13 protein-coding genes are annotated in these 17,195 nt (G+C 74.0%); 7 read left to right on the forward strand and 6 right to left on the reverse strand.

Features of this window, described 5'->3' with window-relative positions; genetic code table 11:
* Positions 1-28 precede the first annotated feature (28 nt).
* Positions 29-3,460 carry a S41 family peptidase gene (locus CXR04_RS22540; protein ID WP_101424117.1) on the reverse strand — a complete coding sequence of 1,144 codons (3,432 nt, stop codon included), beginning with the start codon at positions 3,458-3,460 and terminating at the stop codon, positions 29-31.
* A 218-nt stretch (positions 3,461-3,678) separates the two neighbouring features.
* On the opposite strand from CXR04_RS22540, the gene CXR04_RS22545 reads away from it, so the two are divergent.
* Positions 3,679-4,431 (forward strand): MOSC domain-containing protein, encoded by a 753-nt coding sequence (locus tag CXR04_RS22545; protein ID WP_101424118.1) that lies wholly within the window; start codon positions 3,679-3,681, stop codon positions 4,429-4,431.
* Between the two features lie 45 nt (positions 4,432-4,476).
* On the opposite strand, the gene CXR04_RS22550 is transcribed toward CXR04_RS22545, so the two are convergent.
* The 5 genes from CXR04_RS22550 to CXR04_RS22570 form a co-directional block, all read right to left on the reverse strand.
* On the reverse strand, positions 4,477-5,700 hold the full coding sequence (locus tag CXR04_RS22550; RefSeq protein WP_101424119.1) for a hypothetical protein: 1,224 nt from the start codon (positions 5,698-5,700) through the stop codon (positions 4,477-4,479).
* Positions 5,701-5,809: 109 nt separating this feature from the next.
* The gene (locus tag CXR04_RS22555; RefSeq protein WP_101424120.1) at positions 5,810-6,661 is read right to left on the reverse strand and encodes an EamA family transporter; all 852 of its coding nucleotides are present in this window, start codon (positions 6,659-6,661) and stop codon (positions 5,810-5,812) included.
* A complete protein-coding gene (locus CXR04_RS22560; RefSeq protein ID WP_101424121.1) occupies positions 6,658-7,152 on the reverse strand; it encodes a YbaK/EbsC family protein in 495 nt (164 codons plus the stop codon). Before CXR04_RS22560 ends, CXR04_RS22555 begins: the two co-directional genes overlap by 4 nt.
* Positions 7,153-7,248: 96 nt before the next feature.
* Positions 7,249-8,985: a penicillin-binding transpeptidase domain-containing protein gene (locus CXR04_RS22565; RefSeq protein WP_101424122.1), complete on the reverse strand. Its 1,737-nt coding sequence runs from the start codon at positions 8,983-8,985 to the stop codon at positions 7,249-7,251.
* A gap of 97 nt (positions 8,986-9,082) precedes the next feature.
* The gene (locus CXR04_RS22570) at positions 9,083-10,831 is read right to left on the reverse strand and encodes a dolichyl-phosphate-mannose--protein mannosyltransferase (protein ID WP_101424123.1); all 1,749 of its coding nucleotides are present in this window, start codon (positions 10,829-10,831) and stop codon (positions 9,083-9,085) included.
* 236 nt (positions 10,832-11,067) lie between these two features.
* On the opposite strand from CXR04_RS22570, the gene rsmI reads away from it, so the two are divergent.
* The 6 genes from rsmI to CXR04_RS22605 all read left to right on the forward strand — a co-directional run bounded on the left by rsmI (position 11,068) and on the right by CXR04_RS22605 (position 17,133).
* The gene (gene rsmI, locus CXR04_RS22580; protein ID WP_101424125.1) at positions 11,068-11,922 is read left to right on the forward strand and encodes a 16S rRNA (cytidine(1402)-2'-O)-methyltransferase; all 855 of its coding nucleotides are present in this window, start codon (positions 11,068-11,070) and stop codon (positions 11,920-11,922) included.
* A 121-nt stretch (positions 11,923-12,043) separates the two neighbouring features.
* Entirely contained in the window at positions 12,044-12,307 is a 264-nt protein-coding gene (locus CXR04_RS22585) for a hypothetical protein (protein ID WP_101424126.1), read from the forward strand.
* A 78-nt stretch (positions 12,308-12,385) separates the two neighbouring features.
* Positions 12,386-13,300, forward strand: a complete 915-nt coding sequence (locus tag CXR04_RS22590; protein ID WP_101424127.1) for a TatD family hydrolase — start codon at positions 12,386-12,388, stop codon at positions 13,298-13,300.
* Positions 13,297-14,190, forward strand: coding sequence for a 16S rRNA (adenine(1518)-N(6)/adenine(1519)-N(6))-dimethyltransferase RsmA (gene rsmA / locus CXR04_RS22595; protein WP_101424128.1), 894 nt, complete (start codon positions 13,297-13,299; stop codon positions 14,188-14,190). The genes CXR04_RS22590 and rsmA overlap by 4 nt, the downstream gene beginning before the upstream one ends.
* The gene (locus CXR04_RS22600; protein WP_101424129.1) at positions 14,187-15,149 is read left to right on the forward strand and encodes a 4-(cytidine 5'-diphospho)-2-C-methyl-D-erythritol kinase; all 963 of its coding nucleotides are present in this window, start codon (positions 14,187-14,189) and stop codon (positions 15,147-15,149) included. Before rsmA ends, CXR04_RS22600 begins: the two co-directional genes overlap by 4 nt.
* A 136-nt stretch (positions 15,150-15,285) precedes the next feature.
* Positions 15,286-17,133: an ABC-F family ATP-binding cassette domain-containing protein gene (locus tag CXR04_RS22605; protein WP_101424130.1), complete on the forward strand. Its 1,848-nt coding sequence runs from the start codon at positions 15,286-15,288 to the stop codon at positions 17,131-17,133.
* Positions 17,134-17,195: the final 62 nt, after the last annotated feature.

Below are 17,195 nucleotides of genomic sequence, written 5' to 3' on the forward strand. Positions count from 1 at the left end.
CCAAGTGCTGTTACGCCTCCCGGGTGTTCTACGGCCGCCGCGTGCGCGGCGGCAGCGGCGGCCGGCTGCGGTCCGGCACGTCGGTGTAGTCGGGGGGCGCGGCCGCCGGGTGCTCGCGCAGCAGGTCGAGCGCGGTGGCCACGGCGACGTTCAGCTCGGAGGTCCGGCCCTCCGCCCAGTCCAGCGGCGTGCGTTCCGCGACCACGTCGGGCGGGACGCCGGCGTTCTCCACGCCCCAGCCGTACTCGTCGAACCAGGCCGCGTTCATCGGCACCGTGATCACCGTGCCCTCGCCCAGCCGGTGCCGGCCCGTCATCCCGACCACCCCGCCCCACGTCCGCAGCCCCACCACCGGGCCGAGGCCGAGCAGCTTGAACGCCGCCGTGATCATGTCGCCGTCCGACGACGTGGCCTCGTCGGCCAGCGCCACCATGGGCCCGCGGGGCGCGGTCGAGGTGTACGAGACGGGCTGCGTGTTGCGTGTCAGGTCCCAGCCCATGATCGTGCGGGTCAGCTTCTCCAGCACCAGCTCGCTGATGTGCCCGCCCGCGTTGCCCCGTACGTCCACGATCAGCGCCTCGCGGTTCATCTCCATCCGCACGTCCCTGTTGAACTGCGCCCAGCCGCTGCCGATCATGTCCGGGATGTGCAGGTAGCCGCAGCGCCCGCCGCTCAGCTCGTGCACCACCGCGCGGCGCGCCGCCACCCAGTCCTGGTAGCGCAGCGGCCGGTCGTCGACCAGCGGCACCACCGCCACCCGGCGCAGCCTCCCGCCGCCGCCCTCGATCGCGAACGTCAGCTCCACCGACGTGCCCCCCGCCCCCTCCAGCAGCGGGTACGGGCCCGTGACCGGGTCGACCGCGCGGCCGTCGACGTGCGTGAGCACCGAGCCGTCCGGGATGCCGGTGCCGGCCAGCGGGGAGCGGGCGCGGGTGTCGGAGGAGTCGCCGGGCAGGATGCGGGCCAGCGCCCAGCCGCGGCCGTCGCGGGTGCGGAAGAAGTTCACGCCGAGGAAGCCGATGGGCCGCTGGTAGTGCGGCGGACCCTCGTTGCGGCGGGCGGGCGTGACGTACGCGTGCGACGTGCCCAGCTCGCCCAGCACCTCGCGCAGCAGGTCGGCGAACTCGTCGGGGGAGGCCACCCGGTCCAGCAGCGGCCGGTACTGCGCCAGCACCGCGTCCCAGTCGACGCCGCACATGTGCGGCTCCCAGAAGTACGCGCGGATGATCCGGCCGGCCTCGTCGTACGCCTGGTGCCACTCGGCCACCGGGTCCGCGGTGTGCAGCACGCGCCGCATGTCGATGTAGACGGTGGTGTCCGCGTCCGCCAGGCCGGTCGCCGGGATCGCGCGCAGCGAGCCGCCGTCGTTGGCGACCAGCCGGCTGCCGTCGCCGCTCACGGCGATCTCCGTCACCAGCGACGTCAGCTCGGTGAGCCGGGCGGTGGAGATGTCGAAGTGCTCCAGCGTCGGCCGGCCCGAGGTGTCCGCGGGGTTGGCGAACGTCTCGCCGAGCGCCCCGGAGATCGGCCAGCGCAGCCAGACCAGCCCGCCGCCCGCGACCGGCACCAGGGAGGAGTACTTCGACGCCGGCACCGGAATCGGCGTCACCCGGCTCTCCAGCCCCTCCGGTTCCACCAGCACCGCGGTGTTCCCGCCCGCCTCCGCCGCCGCCGGCCCGACCGGGTCCATCCCGCCGGCCGCGGGCCGGCCCTCGGCGGACAGCGCGAACGGCGAGGGCGTCGCCGGATGCAGCGGTACGAGGTACGGGCGGGAGCCCAGCGGGAACGACAGGTCGCCGGTGTGCACGTCGTACACCGGGTCGAAGCCGCGCCAGGACAGGAACGCCAGATAGCGCCCGTCGCGGGTGAACACCGGCTCCTCGTCCTCGAACCTGCCGTCCGTGACGTCCACGATCGTCCGGTCCGCGACCCGGGCGATCTTGATCTGCCGCAGCGAGCGGCCGATGCCCGGGTGCGCCCAGGCGACCCACTTCGAGTCCGGCGAGAACGACAGGTCGCGTACGGGCCCGTTGACCGACCGGATCAGCTCGGTGAGCTGGCAGTCGCCGGCCGCCTCCGCCGGCGACAGCTCCTCCGCGGCCCGTACCGCCTCCGCGAACTCCTCCGCCACCTCCGCCGACATCCGCTCGTCCGCGCGCACCCGCTCCGGCACCCGGACCAGCAGCAGCCGGCCGTCGTGCGAGGCGATCGCGATGTGCCGGCCGTCCGGCGACGGCACCAGCGCCAGCACGCGGCCCAGCTTTCCGGCCGCCAGCCGCAGCGGCTCGCCGACGGCGCCGGTGCGCGGCAGGTCGGCGATCTCGATGGCGTCCTCGCCTGCGGCGTCCGTGACGTACGCGACGCGGTTGGTGTCGCCCAGCATCTCCGGCAGCCTGATGCGTACGCCGGGGGTCTCGGTGATCGTGCGCGCCGGGCCGTCGCGGTGGGTCAGCCAGTACAGCGCGCCGCGCACCGCGACGGCGCTGGCCCGTCCTGTGGTGTCGACGGTCAGCCCCTGGACGTTGTTCTGGGCGGCCACCTGGTACGGCCGCCGGCCGACCCGCGGGCTGCCGAGCCGCACGTCGAGGCGGCGCGGCTGGCCGGCGGGGCCGAAGTCCTCGGCCAGCCACAGCTCGCCGGCGCACTGGTAGACCACCCGGTAGCCGTCCGTGGCGGCGTTCCTGGCGTAGAACTCGGCGTGATCGCTGTGCCGGCGCAGGTCGGTACCGTCGGGGAGGCAGGAGTAGAGGTTGCCGACGCCCTCGTGGTCGGAGAGGAAGGCGATCCGCGCGGCGGGCGGCGGGCCGACGAACATCACGCACTCCACGTGCCCGCCGAGGTCCGCGAGCAGCCGCCGGCCGTGCAGGTAGATCCGGCCGGTGGCGCCGCCGCGGTAGCGCTTCCAGGCGGCGGGCTCGTGCGGCGGGCGGCCGGTGAGCAGCAGCGTCTTGCGGTCTCCTGACAGCTCCGCGACGGCGATGTCGTCGACGGGGCCCCAGGGCAGCCGGTGCCCGGGGGCGCCGTCGGTCGGCACCAGATAGGACCAGGTCTGGTACGACAGCGGCTGGCCCTGCGAGGACACCGCGAGGATCTGCGCCGAGCCGTCCTCGCCGGTGCCCGGCGGCGTCCAGCCGCACACCCGGGTGTCCGGGCTGCCCCAGTACGTCAGCCGCCGTGCCCCGCCGCCCTCCGCGGACACGACGTGGATCTCGGCGTCGAGGCTGTGCCAACTGGTGAACGCGATGGACCGCCCGTCCGGCGAGAACCGCGGGTGCCCGACGCGGGTGCGGTCGACGGTCAGCCGCCAGCCCCGCTCGGGCTTGGCGCCGGGGGCGGGCAGCGGGGCGAGCCACAGGTCGTCCTCGGCGGCGAAGCAGAGGAGGTCGCCGTACAGGTGGGGAAAGCGCAGGTAGGGCAGGCCGGGGCCGGGCGCGGCGGTGCTGTCGGAACCGGCTGTCACAGACTCCATGTTTCGGGGCGTACGGGGACACGGCAAGTCGGGCGGCGGCCCCACGAGGGGCCGGGCGCCGTCGCCGCGGCCGCAGGTGGGCGCGGACCGCTCGCGTCGGGGGCCTGGCGCCGGGGCGGCGGCCGGGCGTGCACCCGGCCGCGCCCCCGGTCGCGTACGGCCTGGAAATACCCTTCGGCTTCGCCCGGGGCGGGCATAGGGTCCGAAGCATGCCCGAACTCCCGCCCGCCATACCGGCTCCGCCGCCCTTCCCGGAACCGTCCGACCCCACCGTCGCCATGCTCCGGCGCTTCCCGGTCAAGTCGATGCTCGGCGAACGGCTGCCGGAGCTCGTCATCGACGAGCGCGGCACGGTCGGCGACCGCCTCTGGGCCGTCACCTACGGCGACGGCAAGCTCGGCAGCGGCAAGAACTCCCGCCGCTTCCGCCGCACCGAGGGCCTGCTCCATTTCTCCGCCTCCTACGCCGCCGCCCACGACGCCGGCGCCGCCCGCCCGCACGTCGTCACCCCCGACGGTTCCGACCTGCGCGGCGACGCCCACCTCGCAGAACTGCTCGGCGCGGACGTCCGGCTGGCCCGCGAGGACGCCGTCTCGCACTACGACGACTGCGGCGTGACGCTCATCGGCACCGCCTCCCTGCACGCGCTCGGCCTGATCCTCGGCGACACCGAACCCGCGGACGCCCGCCGCTTCCGCAAGAACATCCTTCTGGACACCGAGGAGCCCTGGATCGAAGAGGACTGGGTGGGCCGGGAGATCGCCGTGGGCGACGAGGTGCGGCTGCGGGTCATCAAGCGCATGAAGCGCTGCGTGATGACCACGATGGCGCAGCGCGACCTGCCGGAGGACCGCCGGGTGCTCAAGACGCTGACCGCGGACCGCGGGATGTGCATCGGCGTGGGCGCCGACGTCCTGACTCCCGGCACCGTACGCCTCGGCGACGAGGTACGCCCGGTCTGACCCGCGCCCGCAAGGTCGGCTCCCGCGGGGTCGGCTCCCGCCCGGTCAGCCCGCGGGCGGCGGGCCGGCAGGCGGCGGTGGCGCCTGCGGCGGCGCGGCCGGGGGCGGCGGTGCGGCTATGGTCGGCGCCTGCGGCATCGCGTCGTACCGCGGCTGCCCCTGCGGCTGCGGTGAGTCCTGGGGTACGGGCTGCCCCACCGGCTGCGGCGGTACGTAACCGCCCGCCACCGGCGGCGCGTCCGCCCCCGCCGCCGCCTCCGGCGCGCGCAGCATCATCGCGATCACCACGATGGCTATCAGCGAGCCGCCGACATAGGTGGCCAGGCTGAGCCAGCCCTCCGTGTCCTCGGTGTAGGCATCCCAGTCGGGGAAGGGAAGACGGCTCTCGTCCAGCGAATCATCCGGGAACTCGGTGATCGTCATGCCGATCATCTGGCGGACGTAGATGTAGAGGAAGACCCCGAGCATGGTGATCGACGCACCCCGCACCACCGGCCGGCGCATCAGCGCCAGCACGCCCAGCACCAGCAGCGCCACCGGGACGACCGCCGTCCAGAACTCCCCGGAGCCGGCGAACACCGGGAAGGGCGCCTCCCCGGCGTCCACCAGGGTTTTGAAGTACTCACCCCTGTCGTACCCGTCCATGGTCAGTACGCGCACGATCCAGCCGATGAGCGCGAGGCCGAGGATCAGCATCAGCACGCCGGACATCAGGTAGAGCTGCGACCCCCGCGCCGGCATCCCCGCCGCGCCCGCGGCCGGCCGGTCGCCCGCCCGGAGCATCAGCACGACGACGGTCGCCGAGAACAGCAGGACGACGACCCAACTGCCGACGATCGCGGCCTCCAGGTCGCTGATCCCGAAGTACCACTCCCGGAACTCCTCGCTACGGGCCAGGCCGATCAACTCGCGCGCCGCGGTCGCGAACATCACGAACCCGCACAGCAGCGCGGCCCCCCGCCCCGCCCGCCGGTTCAGCGCCGCGACCAGCCCCGTCACCATCAACGCCACTGTGAACGCCCACACGTACGGGTTGAAGAACTCGGGCTCCAGCAGGACACGCGGGTCGTACAGCGCCTTGAAGAAGTCGTCGACCTTGCCGTCCACCTGGTCGAAGTCGTAGGAGATCCAGGCGACGACCATGCGCCCCAGCGCCGTGAGCAGCACCGCCGCGGTGAGATATGCGCCCAGGTGCCGCCTGGGCGCCTCGCGGTCCGATGCCTCATCGGATTGGCGTTTCGTCCCTTCGCCGAGCAGTGCCATGGTCATCCCCCGTTGTCTGTGTTGCGGAGATTCCATCCTGAAGGTGAACGCCCGCGGAGAAAACCCCTGTGGATAACACCTGTTGCGTACTCGTCACACCCTCGGGACACCCCGGCTACGCCGGGAGCAGCACAAGCGCGATCCCCGCCACCATCAGGCACGCCGCCACTATCCGCGGCCCGCCGAACCGCTCCTTGAGGAACACCGCCCCGATCGCCGCCCCCACCACGATGCTCGACTCCCGCAGCGCCGCTATCGGCGCCAGCGGGGCGCGCGTCTGCGCCCAGAGCACCAGCCCGTACGCCGTGATGGAGATCGCCCCGCCCAGCAGCCCGCGCACCGCCACCGGCGCCAGCTCCCGCACCATCCCCGGGCCGCGCAGCACCAGCGCCGCCAGCGGGATCCACGGGCCCATCAGCAGGACCAGCCACGCCGTGTAGCCCATCGCGCTGCCGGAGGCGCGCACGCCGACGCCGTCGACGATCGTGTACGCCGCGATCGACAGGCCCGTCGCGAACGCCGCCGCCAGGGCCGGCCAGTGCGGGCGGGTGTCCTTGCCGCGCAGCCCCCACAGGGCGATGCCGCTCAGGCCCGCGCACGCCACCGCGACGCCCGCCGTCTGCCACAGGCCCAGCCGCTCGTTCAGGAAGAGATGCGCCACCGCCGCGACCACCAGCGGGGCCGTGCCGCGCGCTATCGGATAGACCTGCCCGAAGTCGCCCAGCCGGAACGACTGCATGAGCAGCGTCATGTACACGAGGTGGATCGCGACCGACGCCAGCAGCCACGGCCAGGCGCCGGCGTCCGGGAACGGCACGAAGAACACCGCGGTGCCCGCGATCAGCACGTCGCCCACGCCGATCAGCGCGAAGACGACCAACTGGTCCTTGACGCCGTGGGCGATGGCGTTCCACGAGGCGTGCATCACGGCGGCCGCGAGGACCGCCGCGGCTATGAGGGGGGTCACACCCCCGGCTCGCGCACCTCGGACACGTCCGCGACCCGCGCGCCCGCGTGCGCGACGAGGTCCTTGGGAGCGAGGGGGAACACGGTGTGCGGGTCGCCCGCGGCGGCCCAGACCTCGCCGTGGTCGAGGAGCCCGCGGTCGGCCAGCACCGTCATGCGCGTCACGTGCCCGAAGGGCGGCACGCCGCCGATGGCGTACCCGGTGGCCTCGCGCACCACCGCCGCATCCGCCCGGCGCACGCCCGCGGCGCCCAACTCGGCCCGTACGCGCTCGGTGTCCACCCGCGAGGCGCCGTCCATCAGGACCAGCACCGGTACGCCGTCCGCCGCGAAGATCAGGGACTTGACGATCTGGCTCAGCTCGCAGCCGATGGCCTCCGCCGCCTGCGCCGCCGTGCGGGTGGCGTCGGGGAAGCGGCGTACCGGGACGCTGAGGCCGAGTTCGGCGAGGGCGGCGGCGAAGAGCGGGTGTGCGGCGTCGGCTGTCGTCATGCAGGTGACGTTAACGCCCCGTGTATAGGCCACGCGAACACATTCCGCGCGCCGGGACCCGGCGCCCTCCGCGCCGGGTCCCGGTGAACCTGCGCCTCAGCCGCCGTGCGCCGCCAGCACGTCCCGCACCAGCGGGCCCGCGAACTCGCCGCCGTGCCCGATGTTCGGCACCGTGGCCGCCGCCGCCAGATCCCCGCGGTACGCGGTGAACCAGGCGTCCGTCTCCTCCTGGCCGCCCATCTCCGCGGAGCCGGTCTTCGCGCCCACCTGCCCGGTCAGCCCGCTCATGGCCCCCGCAGCCGTCCCGGTCCTCGCCGTCTCCTCCATCAGGTCCCGCAGCGACTGCGCCGTCGCCGCCTTCATGCTCTTCGGCGCCGTCGCGAACTGCCGCCCGTCGAACGACTGCGGCACCAGGTGCGGCTGCCTGAAGACGCCGGACTTCGCGGTCGCCGACACCGACGCCATCGTCAGCGGGTTCATCCGTACGCCGCCCTGGCCGATCAGCGAAAGCGCCATCTCCACGCCGGACTGCACCGGCACCGAGCCGTCGAACGTGGTCACGCCCGTCTGCCAGTTGAGCCCGATGCCGAAGACATCCCGGGCCTGCTTCGTCAGGTCGTCGTTCTCCAGCTTCTCCGCCATCGAGATGAACGCGGTGTTGCAGGAGGCGGTGAAGGACTGCGCGAACGTGCCGCCCTGGATGGTGAACGAGTTGTCGCCGACGTTCTCGAACTCCCAGCCGCCGTACGCCTTGTACCGCGGGCAGGGGTGCGGCTTGTCGGGCGCGGCCAGGCCCTTGTCCATGAGCATCGAGGCCGTGACGACCTTCATCGTCGATCCTGGCGGCAGCGTGCCCTGGAGCGCCGTGTTGTGGCCGTCCGGTACCTGGTTGGCGACCGCGAGGATCTGGCCGGTGCTGGGCTGCAGCGCCACCAGCGCCGCGCCGCCCTGCTTGGCGACGGCCTCCTCCGCGGTCTCCTGCACGGCCGCGTCCAGCGTCGTCTGCAGCGTGCCGGGCCTGGCCTTGGAGAGCACCAGAAGGGTCTCGGGCGTGCCCGCCTTGTCGTCGTCCTTCTTGTCCTTCTTCTTGTCCCCCTTCGGCGCGTCGGCCGGCTCGGTCCAGACCTTGACGCCCGCCTTGCCGCCCGTCTTCGCGCCGTAACGTTCGCGCAGGTCGGCGATGACGGGCGCGAGCGAGGGGTATTCCTTGGGGTCGAGCCTGGCGCCGGTGCGGTCCAGTGCCCTGATCGGCGGGGCCTCGGTCGAACCGGTGCGCAGCCGCTCGCCTTCGGTGAGTCTGGGATGTATGAGGGACGGGTCCCAGACGACCTCGGGCTCGCCGGTCTTCTCGTCCCGTACGACCTCAAGGGCCGAGTTGTACGCCCAGGGCTTGACGTTGTCCCCGAAGGTCACCCGGGCGTCGACGCTGAACGGCACCTTCGTGCCCTCCGCCCGGCCGGGGGTCAGCTTCACCTTCTCGACGCCCGCGTCCTCGCGGTACGAGTCGAGGCCGCGAAGCGCCGCCTTCCTGTCGTCCGTCATCCCGGCCGCGGTCTCCGTGTTGCCGCCCGCCCAGGCGGCCAGGAAGTCCCCCGCCGCCCTGGCGGTCTCCCGGGGACCCGGGGGTCCGGTCTTCACCGGATCGGATGAGGCCGGCGCCGACAGCGCGTTGCCGCCGCTCTCGGCCTGGTCGTCCTCCAGGACGCTGTACGCGCCGAACCCGGCCGCACCGACGACCGCGGCACCGACTCCGACGACTACTGCGATCCGGGTGCGCGTCGCTCGCGCCGACGCACCTGATCCGACGCGTCTGCGCCGGTGGCTGCCCGCCATCTGCCGTGCTCCCTCTGCGCGCCCCGAGACCATTTCGACCCTGCGTCAAGCACATTAAGCCACCTGCCGCAGGGACGCCCACCCGTCGCGCCCGCGCTCAGACCCAACTCCCCAGCCACATGCGCGCCTCCCAGGCGTCGCGCGTGATCGTCTCGCCGGTGTAGATCGGCCAGAAGTAGATGAAGTTCCAGAGCACGAGGAGGACGAGCACCCCCGCCGCGACCACGCCCGCGGCTCTGCGCCATTCGGTGGGCTGGTCCGCGCCGGGTCCGGCCGCGGACGTGCCCGTGCCCGCGAGGGCGGCGGTGCCGGCGCGGGCCATCGCGCCGAGCATCATCGTCACCGCCAGACACAGGTACGGGAGGAAGACGACGGCGTAGAAGAGGAAGATCGTGCGCTCCTGGTAGAAGAGCCACGGCACCCAGCCGGCCGCCACCCCGCACAGGATCGCGCCGGCGCGCCAGTCGCGGCGCAGGCCCCATCGGTAGAGCGCGTAGACGACGGCGGCGACGCCCAGCCACCAGAGCAGCGGGGTGCCCAGGGCCAGGACTTCGCGGGCGCAGTTCTCCGTCGCGTCGGCGGGGCAGCCGTCGTAGCCCGGGCGCGGGTCGTCCCAGAAGTACGACACGGGCCGGCCGACCACGGGCCAGCTCCACGGGTTGGAGTCGTAGGTGTGGCCGGAGTCGAGGTTGACATGGAACCTGTAGACCACCGCGTGGTAGTGCCACAGGCTGCGCACGGCATCGGGGATGAAGGGGAACGCCGTGTCGCGGTCCTCGGCCCAGCCGCGGAAGTAGCCGTTGTCGGAGGCGAACCAGCCGGTCCAGGAGGCGACGTACACGGCCGCCGCCACCGGCACCGTGGAGAAGAACGCCGGCACCACGTCGAGGCGCAGCGCGCGCGCGTACGGGCGGCGGGATCCGGCCGTACGGCGGGCGCCCGCGTCCCACAGCACCGTCAGCAGCCCGAACGCGGCGAGGATGAACAGCCCGTTCCACTTGGTGCCCAGCGCGAGCCCCATGCACACTCCGGCGGCGAGCCGCCACGGCCGCGCCCCGAGCCGCAGCCCGGAGGCCACCGAGTCGTCCGGCCGCCCGCGGGGCAGCGCGGCGGCCAGCCGTTCCCGTGCGCGGTCCCGGTCGATCAGCAGGCAGCCGAACGCGGCCAGCACCCAGAACATCAGCACCAGGTCGAGCAGCGCGGTACGGCTCATCACGAAGTGCAGGCCGTCGACCGCCATCAGCAGCCCCGCCAGACAGCCGAGCAGCGTGGAGCGGAACAGCCGGCGGCCGATGCGGCACAGCATGAGCACCGACAGCGTGCCGAGCAGGGCGGTCACGAAGCGCCAGCCGAAGGGCTCCAGGCCGAACGCCCACTCGCCGAGCGCGATCATCCACTTGCCGACGGGCGGGTGGACGACATAGCCGGGATCCTCGCTGAGCGGGATGACCTGCGGGTCGTCGAGGAGCTTGTCGTTGGCGTCCTTGGGCCAACTGCCCTCGTAGCCGAGCTGGAGCAGCGACCAGGCGTCCTTGGCGTAGTACGTCTCGTCGAATATCACCGCGCGCGGGCTGCTCAGGTTCACGAACCGCAGCACGCCGGCGAAGAGCGCCACGAGCAGCGGCCCGCCCCACGCGCCCAGCCGCGCCACCCGCATCGCCGTCACCGCGGGCACGCCCATCACCTGCAGCAGCCGCGCCCCGGACCGCCGGTACGGCGGCACCAGCCGCTCCGTGACACCGGACTCGCGCCGCGGCACGTACCCGAACGCGCGGAGCCGCCGCTGCCACGCGGGGGCGGGCGCGGACCGGCTCTGCGCGGGCTGCGTCACGGTGTCACTGCTCACGGGGGCCCATCCTAGGCGCGCGCGTCCCGGGCACGGCGGGACTGATCCGATCCGGCCGGGAGCAGCCCGTACGGCCGCCGTACGGCCCGTACGCCCCGGGGCCGACCGCCCGCCGCCGCGGACCCGGCCACGGACCGGGCGGCGGACGCGGCCACGGACCGGTCGCGGACCCCGCCGCGGACCTGCGGCGGGACCCGTCCTCGCGGCCTGTCGGTGCCATCCGACAGGATGGGCACGTGAGTGGACTCCTCGTACTGGCAGGCACGCCCATCGGCGACCCCGCGGACGCCCCGCCGCGGCTGGCGACCGAGCTGGCCGCCGCCGACGTCATCGCCGCCGAGGACACCCGCCGGCTGCGCCGGCTGACGCAGGCGCTCGGGGTGCAGCCGACGGCCCGCGTCGTGTCGTACTTCGAGGGCAACGAGAGCGCCCGTACCCCCGATCTCGTCGAGGAGCTGGCCGGCGGCGCGCGCGTCCTGCTCGTCACCGACGCCGGGATGCCCTCCGTGTCCGACCCCGGCTACCGCCTCGTCGCGGCCGCCGTACGGCGCGGCATCACCGTCACCGCCGCGCCGGGCCCTTCCGCGGTGCTCGCGGCCCTTGCGGTCTCCGCGCTGCCCGTGGACCGGTTCTGCTTCGAGGGCTTCCTGCCGCGCAAGCCGGGGGAGCGGCTCTCGCGGCTGCGGGAGGCGGCGGCCGAGCGGCGCACGCTGGTGTACTTCGAGGCCCCGCACCGGCTCGCCGACAGCCTCACCGCCATGGCCGGGGTCTTCGGCGAGGACCGCAGGGCCGCCGTGTGCCGGGAGCTGACCAAGACGTACGAGGAGGTCAGGCGCGGCCCGCTGAAGGAGCTGGCGGAGTGGGCGGCCGACGGCGTGCGCGGCGAGGTCACCGTGGTAGTGGAGGGCGCGCCCGTGGACCGCGAGCGGCCCGGTCCCACGGAGCTGGCCCGCCGGGTCACCGTCCGTGAGGAGGCGGGGGAGGGGCGCAAGGAGGCCATCGCGGCGGTCGCCCGGGACGCCGGGGTACCCAAGCGCGACGTGTTCGATGCGGTGGTGGCCGCGAAAAACTCGGTAAACAACTCAGAGTAGCCGGATCAAAACTCCTTCAATTGATGGTATGGACGGCTGCGGGCCGCGCCGAATGGGTGTCCACTGGAATAGGGGATGCGTTCCGGCGACTTGTCCCTCACATGGACAAGAGGAGCAGCCAATGTCCGAACCCGAGCCAGTGATCGAGTCATATGCCTTCGCCTGCATGATGTGCGGGCACGGGTGGGAGCAGAGCTACGAGATACACCATCACGTCGATTCGAAGGGCCGGCCCTTCGTCACGTACCACACCGACGGAGAGCGGGTACCCTCGCCGCTGACCCGGCCCACGTGCCTGAACTGCGGCGAGCACGTCGTACGCATCATGCGCGCCGGCCAGGTCCGGTCCGTCGAGTCGGTGCGGCAGCGCACACGCCGCACCTGACACCGCGGGGGCCCTGGCAGGTCCGGTCGGTCACCGCCCCGCACGGCGCTGTCGTACCGAGCCAGTAGAGTCCCCGGCATGGCTCAGCACACCTCCGGCGGCGCGGGCGCGAAGTCCGCGCCGCCGCCGCCCGAGCCGCTCGGCCACCCCGCGGCGGACTCGCACACGCATCTCGACATGCAGGACGGCACGGTCGCCGAGGCGGTGGCCGCGGCCGCCCGGGCCGGCGTCACCACGCTCATCCAGGTGGGCTGCGACCTGGAGCGGTCCCGCTGGTCCGCGGAGACCGCCGCCGCGCACGACGCGGTGTGGGCGACCGTCGCCCTGCACCCCAACGAGGCCCCGCGGCTGGGCGCGGGACTGGAGGCGGCCCTCGACGGGATCGATGCGCTCGCGGCGCTGCCGCAGGTCGTCGGCGTCGGCGAGACCGGCCTCGACTACTTCCGGACGGGCCCCGGGGGCGTCGCCGCGCAGCAGCACTCCTTCCGCCGCCATATCGAGATGGCAAAACGCCGGCAAAAAGCCCTCGTCATTCACGACAGGGATGCCCACGACGACGTGCTGCGCATTCTTGATGAAGAGGGGGCGCCGGAGCGGGTGGTATTCCACTGCTATTCCGGTGACGCGGCGATGGCCGAAACCTGCGCGGAAAACGGTTACTTCATGTCCTTCGCCGGAAACGTGACCTTCAAGAACGCGGGGCAGTTGCGCGAGGCCGTCGCCGTCGCGCCCGCGGAGCTGCTGCTCGTCGAGACGGACGCGCCGTTCCTGACGCCGATGCCGTACCGGGGCCGCCCCAACGCGCCGTATCTGATCCCCCTCACGCTGCGCGCCATGGCCGCGGAGCGCGGCGAGGACCCCGACGAGCTGGCCGCGGCGATCGCGGCGAACACCGCGCGCGCGTTCGGCTACGCCCCGGCCGACGCCGTACGGTCCGCCGCCGGCGGCTCGCCAGGAGTCCGCCAAGACGCACCGAATAGCCTGGAGCGGTGAGCGCCCCCACCGGCGAGCCGGACCCGCTGCTCGGCCCCGCGGACGTCCGCGAGCTGGCGGCGGCCCTCGGCGTACGCCCCACCAAGCAGCGCGGCCAGAACTTCGTCATCGACCCCAACACCGTCCGCCGCATCGTGCGCGCCGCCGGCGTGCGGCCGGACGACGTGGTGGTCGAGATCGGCCCGGGACTCGGCTCGCTCACCCTCGCCCTGCTCCAGGCCGCGGCCCACGTCACGGCCGTCGAGATCGACGACGCGCTCGCCGCCGCCCTCCCCGCGACCGTACGGGCCCGGCTGCCGCAGCGCGCGGAGCACTTCGCGCTCCTGCACGCCGACGCGCTGCGGATCACCGAACTGCCGGGCCCGCCGGCGACGGCGCTGGTGGCGAACCTCCCGTACAACGTCGCGGTGCCCGTGCTGCTGCACATGCTGGCCACCTTCCCCGGCATCGAGCGCACCCTGGTCATGGTGCAGGCCGAGGTCGCCGACCGGCTGGCCGCCGCCCCCGGGTCGAAGGTCTACGGCGTGCCGTCGCTCAAGGCCGCCTGGTACGCGGACGTCAAGCGGGCCGGTGCCATCGGCCGCACCGTGTTCTGGCCCGCGCCGAACGTCGACTCGGGGCTCGTCTCACTCACCCGCCGCGAGCCGCCCGCGACCGGCGCCACCCGCACCGAGGTCTTCGCGGCCGTCGACGCCGCGTTCGCCCAGCGCCGCAAGACGCTGCGCGCGGCGCTGACCGGCTGGGCAGGATCCGCGCCCGCCGCCGAGGCCGCGCTGCGCGCCGCGGGCGTCTCGCCGCAGGCCCGCGGCGAGTCGCTGACCATCGAGGACTTCGCGCGGATCGCGGAGTCCCGGCACCGGACCGCCACCACGAGGAGCAGCACGCCGTGACATCCGGATCGACCACGCCCGCCCCCGGTCCCGCCCCCGCCGCCGCGCGGAGCGTCACCGTCCGCGTACCCGCGAAGGTCAACGTGCAGCTCGCCGTCGGCCCGCCGCGCGCCGACGGCTTCCACGACCTCGCGAACGTCTTCCTCGCGGTGGGCCTCTTCGACGAGGTCACCGCCACCGAGGCCGACGCCCTGCGCGTCACGGTCGCGGGCCCCGACGCCGCCGCCGTCCCCACCGACACCTCGAACCTCGCCGCCCGCGCCGCGCAGTTGCTCGCCGCCCGGCACGGGCGGGAGCCGAACGTCCACCTGCACATCGCGAAGGACATCCCCGTCGCCGGCGGCATGGCCGGCGGCAGCGCGGACGGCGCGGGCGCGCTGCTGGCCTGCGATGCGCTGTGGGGCACCGGGACCGGCGCCGGCGAGCTGCTGCGGATCTGCGCGGAGCTGGGCAGCGACGTCCCGTTCAGCCTGGTCGGCGGGGCGGCGCTGGGCCGCGGCCGGGGCGAGCGGCTGACGACGCTGTCCGCGAAGGGCCCGCTGTACTGGGTCTTCGCGGTGGCCGACGGCGGCCTGTCGACGCCGGAGGTCTACGGGGAGTTCGACCGCCTGGTGGCGGGCCGCTCCGTACCGGACCCGGACCCGTCCCCCGCGGTGCTGGACGCGCTGGGCTCCGGCGATCCGGCGGACCTCGCCGCGGCGCTGACGGCGATCGAAGGCGGAAACGACCTCCAGCCCGCCGCCCTCTCCCTCCGCCCCTCCCTGGCGGAGACCCTCGACGCGGGCACCGCGGCAGGCGCGCTGGCGGCCCTCGTCTCGGGCTCGGGCCCGACGTGCGCGTTCCTCGCGGCGGACGAGACGGCGGCGGCGGAGGTCGCGGCCGCGCTGGAGGCGTCGGGCACCTGCCGCAAGGCCCGCGTCGCCCAGGCCCCGGCCCCGGGCGCGGTGGTCGTGGACTAGGGGGGCAGCGCCCCCGGGTTCGGCCGGGGCGGGGTGGGGGAAAGGCCGCGGGCGGCTTTCCGCGGCGCGCGAACTACGCTGGGAGGCCGCCCGCCGAGGAAACCCACCCCGACCCCGCGAGGAGCACCGCACCGCCATGGCCGCCGCCAACCTGGTCAACCTGGAAGCCGTCGACAAGGTCTACGGCACCCGCGCCCTCCTCGACGGCATCTCCCTCGGCGTCGCCGAAGGCGACCGCATCGGCGTCGTCGGCCGCAACGGCGACGGCAAGACCACCCTCGTCCGCCTCCTGGCCAAGCTCGAAGAGCCCGACGCCGGCCGCGTCACCCACACCGGCGGCCTCACCCTCGGCGTCCTCACCCAGGGCGACACCCTCGACCCCGCCGCCACCGTCCGGCACGAGGTCGTCGGTGACATGGCCGACCACGAGTGGGCCGGCGACGCCCGCGTCCGCGACGTGCTCACCGGCCTCTTCGGCGGCCTCGACCTGCCCGGCTTCGAGCAGGGCCTCGACACCGTCATCGGCCCGCTCTCCGGCGGCGAACGCCGCCGCATCGCGCTGGCCAAGCTGCTCATCGGCACCCCCGGCCTCATCGTGCTGGACGAGCCGACCAACCACCTCGACGTCGAGGGCATCGCCTGGCTCGCCGAGCACCTGCGCACCCGCCGCGCCGCGCTCGTCGTCGTCACCCACGACCGCTGGTTCCTCGACCAGGTCTGCACCCGCATGTGGGACGTCCAGCGGGGCGCGGTCCACGAGTACGACGGCGGCTACTCCGACTACGTCTTCGCCCGCGCCGAGCGCGCCCGGATCGCCGCCACCGAGGAGGCCAAGCGGCAGAACCTCGTGCGCAAGGAGCTGGCCTGGCTGCGCCGCGGCGCCCCGGCCCGTACCAGCAAGCCCCGCTTCCGGATCGAGGCCGCCAACGCGCTCATCGCCGACGTGCCGCCGCCCCGGGACTCCGCGGAGCTGATGAAGTTCGCCAACTCCCGCCTCGGCAAGACGGTCTTCGACCTGGAGGACGTCACCGTACGGGCCGGGGGCGGCGCCGAAGGCAGGGTGCTGCTCAAGGGGCTGACCTGGCATCTCGGCCCCGGCGACCGCGTCGGGCTCCTCGGCGTCAACGGCGCGGGCAAGACGTCCCTGCTGCGTACGCTCGCGGACGCCGCCCGCTCCGGCGGCGAGACGCAGCCGGCCGCCGGGCGGATCGTCGCGGGCAGGACCGTGCGGCTCGCGTACCTCTCGCAGGAGGTCACCGAACTGGACCCGCAATGGCGGCTGCTGGAGTCGGTCGAGCGGGTACGGCAGCGGGTGGACCTCGGCAAGGGGCGGGAGATGACCGCCTCGCAGTTGTGCGAGCAGTTCGGCTTCGGGCGGGAGAAGCAGTGGGCGCCGGTGGGCGACCTGTCCGGCGGCGAGCGGCGGCGGCTGCAGTTGCTGCGGCTGCTGATGGACGAGCCGAACGTGCTGTTCCTCGACGAGCCGACCAACGACCTGGACATCGAGACCCTCACGCAGCTCGAAGACCTGCTGGACGGCTGGCCGGGGACGCTGGTGGTCATCAGCCACGACCGGTACTTCATCGAGCGGACGACGGACACGGTGCACGCGCTGCTGGGCGACGGGTCGCTGCGGATGCTGCCGGGCGGGATCGAGGAGTACCTGCGCCGCCGGGCCCGTATCCGCGAGACGCAGGACCGGCAGCCGCAGGCCCCGCTGGCTGCCGGGGCGCAGGCACAGCCGGCGTCAGCCGGGCTGTCCGCGGCGGACGCGCGGGCGGCGAAGAAGGAGCTGCAGCGCATCGAGCGGCAGTTGGACCGGATCGGCGGCAAGGAGACCGACCTGCACGCCGCGATCGCCGAGCACGCGACGGACTTCGCGCGGGTGGCGGAGCTGGACGCGCAACTGCGCGAGCTGACCGCCGAGCGCGAGGAGTTGGAGCTGCGCTGGCTGGAGCTGGCGGAGGCGGCGGAGGCGGGCTGAGCCCGCGGCGTGCGGCCGGGTGCGCGGTCCGTACGCGGCCGGCGGCGGCTGTCACCCGCGGG

It is taken from the genome of Streptomyces sp. CMB-StM0423 (assembly GCF_002847285.1).
In the GTDB taxonomy this organism is placed as follows: domain Bacteria; phylum Actinomycetota; class Actinomycetes; order Streptomycetales; family Streptomycetaceae; genus Streptomyces.